Annotated in this window: 2 protein-coding genes and 4 pseudogenes; 4 read left to right on the top strand and 2 right to left on the bottom strand. The window is 36.2% G+C overall.

Features of this window, described 5'->3' with window-relative positions; all coding sequences use genetic code 11:
- The first annotated feature begins 11 nt into the window (after positions 1 to 11).
- The 3 genes and pseudogenes from BHE89_RS09600 (at position 12) to BHE89_RS09590 (ending at position 1,392) form a co-directional block, all read left to right on the top strand.
- Positions 12 to 128 carry a hypothetical protein gene (locus BHE89_RS09600; protein ID WP_458694213.1) on the top strand — a complete coding sequence of 39 codons (117 nt, stop codon included), beginning with the start codon at positions 12 to 14 and terminating at the stop codon, positions 126 to 128.
- Positions 104 to 979 (top strand): annotated as a pseudogene (gene ddlA / locus BHE89_RS09595) (D-alanine--D-alanine ligase); the annotation flags it as partial. The gene BHE89_RS09600 and the pseudogene ddlA, both read left to right, overlap by 25 nt.
- 25 nt (positions 980 to 1,004) lie before the next feature.
- Positions 1,005 to 1,392 (top strand): annotated as a pseudogene (locus BHE89_RS09590) (VOC family protein).
- Positions 1,393 to 1,444: 52 nt separating this feature from the next.
- Here the strand turns inward: BHE89_RS09590 and BHE89_RS09585 are convergent.
- A pseudogene (locus BHE89_RS09585) lies at positions 1,445 to 2,321 on the bottom strand (DMT family transporter).
- A 178-nt stretch (positions 2,322 to 2,499) separates the two neighbouring features.
- Here BHE89_RS09585 and BHE89_RS09580 point away from each other — a divergent pair.
- Positions 2,500 to 3,837, top strand: a pseudogene (locus BHE89_RS09580) (aminotransferase-like domain-containing protein).
- Positions 3,838 to 3,900: 63 nt separating this feature from the next.
- On the opposite strand, the gene BHE89_RS09575 reads toward BHE89_RS09580, so the two are convergent.
- Positions 3,901 to 4,951, bottom strand: a 1,051-nt coding sequence (locus BHE89_RS09575) for an alpha/beta hydrolase family protein (protein ID WP_128860436.1), incomplete at its 5' end; no start/stop codon positions are given.

The following is a 4,951-nucleotide window of genomic DNA, read 5'->3' as shown; positions in this document are numbered from 1 at the left end:
CGTTACCTCAAATCGATGTTGTATTCCCGATAGTACATGGTGCATACGGTGAGGATGGAACACTCCAAGGCTTATTACATATGATTGATATGCCTTATGAGCGGTTGCTATTATTCCTGGTAGTGTAAAAAACCAATTTATTTCACTTGAAGATGGTCAGGCGTTACCTCAAATCGATGTTGTATTCCCGATAGTACATGGTGCATACGGTGAGGATGGAACACTCCAAGGCTTATTACATATGATTGATATGCCTTATGTAGGACCAAATATCCTGAGTTCAGCAGCTTGCATGGACAAAGATATTACTAAACGCCTACTTGATGGTGCAGGATTAGCGGTTGCACCATTTATTACTATCATGGCGCATCAAATTAATGATATTCCTTACAACGAAATGGTTCGTCAATTAGGACTTCCTTTATTTATTAAGCCTGCGAACCTAGGCTCTTCAGTAGGAATTAGTAAAGTTAATAATGAAGAAGAATTCAACGCCGCATTAGAAATGGCGTTTGAATACGACCTTAAAGTGATTGTTGAAAGTGCTATTGTAGGTCGTGAAATAGAGTGTGCAGTTTTAGGTAATGAAGATCCTAACGTTAGCCCTTGTGGTGAAATCGTATTAAACGATGCTTTCTATGCTTATAACACAAAATATATTGATGACGATGGTGCTAAAGTTGTTGTTCCAGCTATAATGGATGAAAATACGAGTTTACATATTCGCCAAGTTGCATTAAAAGCATACCGTGTTCTGAATTGCTTAGGTATGGCGCGTGTAGATGTGTTTTTAACGCAAGATAATCGCGTTGTGATCAATGAAATAAACACACTACCAGGTTTTACCAATATCAGTATGTATCCAAAATTATGGCAAAGTGCAGGTTTAGGCTATCAATCATTAATTACCAAACTTATTGAGTTAGCGCTAGATCACCATAGAAAAACGGCCGTTTTAAAAACAAAGTGTGAACTTTAATTGATACATAAAAAGTGAGGGCTTGATGAAAATTACACACCTTGATCATTTAGTATTAACTGTTGCTGATATTCAGGTAACGTGTGATTTTTATCACCGCGTATTAGGCTTTAACGTCATTACGTTTAAAGAAGGGCGCAAAGCACTCACTTTTTGGTTCTCAAAAAATAAATCTTCATCAAGTAGGAAAAGAATTCCTTCCCAAAGCAGCAAAACCAACTGCAGGTTCAGCTGATTTGTGTTTTTTAACACAAACGCCGTTATCAGAGGTCATTGAGCATTTAAATCAGCAAGGTATAAAGATAGAAGAAGGGCCTGTTTCTAGAACGGGTGCAACTGGCGCTATTATGTCGGTTTATTTACGTGATCCGGATAATAACTTGCTTGAAATTGCCAATTTAATTGAAGAGTAAAACACGCTAATAGCCTATTTAGCGTGTTTTTAGTTTTAAAGGAAACTTTTAATTAGGCATATTTTCTTGAGCCAGCAACACAAAAAATAACGCCAATAGTGACGAATAACATCAATAAATTCACAGATTCATGAAGTAATACAGCCGCTAAACCTAATCCAAAGAATGGTTGTAATAATTGGAGTTGTCCTACGGTTGCGATCCCGCCTTGCGATAATCCTTTATACCAAAATATAAAGCCAATCAACATACTAAAAAGCGAGACATAACCTAAGCCTAACCATGCTGAAAGGCTAATTGTCGCGAGCTCTTCAGGCATAAGAATAAAGCTAAGAATAATCATGGGAGGTAAAGATACAATTAATGCCCAACATATAACCTGCCACCCACCCAATGCTTTCGTTAAAGTCGCACCTTCGGCATAACCTAAACCACAAACAATCACTGACGCTATCATTAATAAATCTGCGCTGATTGATGATCCTCCACCTTGAGAAAGGGCATAGCCCATCACTAATAAGCTACCAATAATAGAAAAAAACCAAAAAAATAGGGCGAGGTTTTTCACCACCGCGTATTACCGCAAAAATTGCCGTAGATAATGGTAATAAAGCTAAAAAAACAAGAGAGTGTGCTGAAGTTATTTCTTGTAGTGCAATTGCCGTTAATAATGGAAAACCCACAACAACACCTAATGAAACAACGGTTAATGAAACCCACTGTTTAAATGTAGGTAATTTCTCTTTATATAACAGCAACATTATTAAAGATAATAACCCTGCAATTGTTGCTCTTGCAGCAGTTAAAAATAAGGGATCAAAACCTAATACAGCCGCTTTTGTTGCAGGCAAAGAGCCACTAAAAATCAACATCCCTATAAAACCATTTACCCAACCTCTAGTTTGCGTTTTTTGTTCTATTTTTTGCATATAATGCCCCATCATTATTATGATTTATTTTCATTAAAAACAGTTAATTACATTTTAGTAATAGCAATTGAAATAGAAAATTTTTATTCAGAATAATGGTATCTATATATCACTTGCTGAGTGCTATCTTATGAGTCAAAATTATGACAATCAAATAATTGTCATGGATACAATTTCTATGGTTCAGCCCCGTTATAAATCTTTAGTTTGATAAATTGGCGCATGAAATACGCACAGGTAAATTATTGCCAGGCACGCGTTTACCCACCCATCGACATTTAGCAGCAGAACATAAAATGTCTCTTGCAACAGCAAGCCGTGTCTACGCCGAATTAGAAAGTATGGGGTTAATCATTGGTGAAACGGGAAGAGGTACTTTTGTACGTGAGTTATCACTTCCAACAAACCATGGTATAGAAAACCCTACGGCAACAGATATGTTGGATCTTAATTTCAATTATCCCTCTTTACCCATTCAAGCTGAATTATTGCGCACTGAGCTAAAAAGATTATCGACATCGGGTGAAATTGAATCATTACTTCGCTATCAACCCCATAGCGGGAAACTACACGACAAAATAGTGATTTCTCAATATCTTAAAAATAAAGAAATCAAGGTTGAACCTGAAAATATTATTATTACTAGTGGGGCACAACAAGGTATTGCTATTACATTATTGAGTGCTTTGAAACCAGGAGATGTTGTCGCGGTAGATGCATTGAGTTATCCCGGATTTAAATTAGCGGCACTCGCTCATCATTTAGAAATATTACCTATTCCTATAACACCTTCAGGAACAGATCTAGATAAATTGGAAGAAGTTATGTAAAAAAAAGAGCCATACGCGCACTTTATTGTATTCCCACACTTCATAATCCAATGGGGTGGGTATTAACATTAAAACAGCGACAGCGATTAATTACATTGGCAAGAAAATATCATTTTATGATTATTGAAGATGCAACCTATGCCTTTTTAGTTAAAAAAGCACCACCTTCAATTGTTACCTTGGCGCCAGATATTACCTTTTATATTTCAGGATTTTCTAAAAATATCGCGTCTGGGTTAAGAGTTGGTTTTATTGTTGCTCCAACAAATACGATTTCATCGCTAGAGCGTTCAATGAGAGTCACAACATGGAATACACCCGCACTTATGACGTCCATTATCTGCCAATGGGTGAAAGAAGGGGTTGTTGATAAATTAGAACGTTTATTACGCAAAGATGCACAGCAGAGACAAAAAATAGTGAGTGAGATATTTGAAGGATTTTCCTATATTCATCATCCAACTTCCTATTTTTTGTGGATCCCTTTACCAGAAGAAGTTAGAGCCGATAAAATCGTTACTTCATTACATCAATTACAAATATCTGTTGCAACCGCTGAGCCTTATGCTACAACACCTCATATTCCCCATGCAATTCGTATTGCATTAGCTTCAATTGACATTGATTTATTGCGTGATGCGCTAATACAAATTAGAAAGATTATTGAATATCAGATTGATTTATAGTGTATTTTTTATTTTACACTTCAACACATAAAGAGCCTCTGTCATTTAGGTGTTATCTGCATTTTATCTTAATTCTGAATTGGTATTTTCACATTGAAAATCACTATATTCAGAGGGTACTGATTTATTATCCGTTATCCATAAGGTGAGTATATTTAGAGTATCGGAGGTGTAACTCTTTTGACCGAGATAAATAAAGAGTATCTTTTTCCACCATGGCCACTGGTTTTCTAACTGATAGTTAAATAGTGATGCTTTTAACAACCCGTGAGTAGTGTTAGGGAATAGGGCAACCGTATTATCTGCGTCATTTCCTAATAATGTTTTATACAAACATGCATTTTCAGGTGCATCAACATTAAGGTCTCGTTCACCAAACATAGCCAGTACTCGCCCATTCATATTCGGTAAATATTTAGAGGAATCACTTAAATAGTTTTGAATAACAAAATAGAAGCGATCGTCAGACATATCTCCTTGCGCTGACGTATCATGACTACCATTAATGCCAAACACGCGATCATTTTGTTGCAGTTGTTCAGTGACTCTTCTATTAATTTCATTACTATCAATATTATTAGCTTTTAAGCGCACTCGATAATAATATGCACCTTGATCTCTCCAATTGACAGCGCCTCCAATAATGACAGAAAAATCAGGTTTAGATTGCGCCGCTGCAATAGGGATAACCCATCCAGCCTGTGAAAAGCCCAAATAACCTATTTTAATATCTGTATGAGTAAATTTCTTTTGGATAATCTGTAATGCTATTTGCGCTTCATCTGCTCTATCTTGCATAGATTGAAATAACCAATTTCCTTGGCTTTCTCCCACACCTGCTTTATCCCAGGTATAAACACCAATACCTGCTGCAAGTAAACGATTAATCAGTGGTAAATATCCATCATTAGAAAAACGATCTTGGGCTCCATCCCCATGAATCAAAATAACGACTGCTTTTATGTCGTTATTGCTAGGCAAAATCAATGTTCCTGATAATTTGTCTGCCCTAGAAACAAAACTTATTGGTATGATCGTTGATTTTTTCGCATCTAATTCAAAATCAGAAACTCTGCTATTACTTATGATAAACACAAAAATAAGTGCCATTAAG

It is taken from the genome of Shigella sp. FC1967 (assembly GCF_001743005.1).
Lineage (GTDB): Bacteria > Pseudomonadota > Gammaproteobacteria > Enterobacterales > Enterobacteriaceae > Proteus.
The sequence above is the reverse complement of the archived record's forward strand: the minus strand, read 5'-3'. Positions and strand labels throughout refer to the sequence as shown.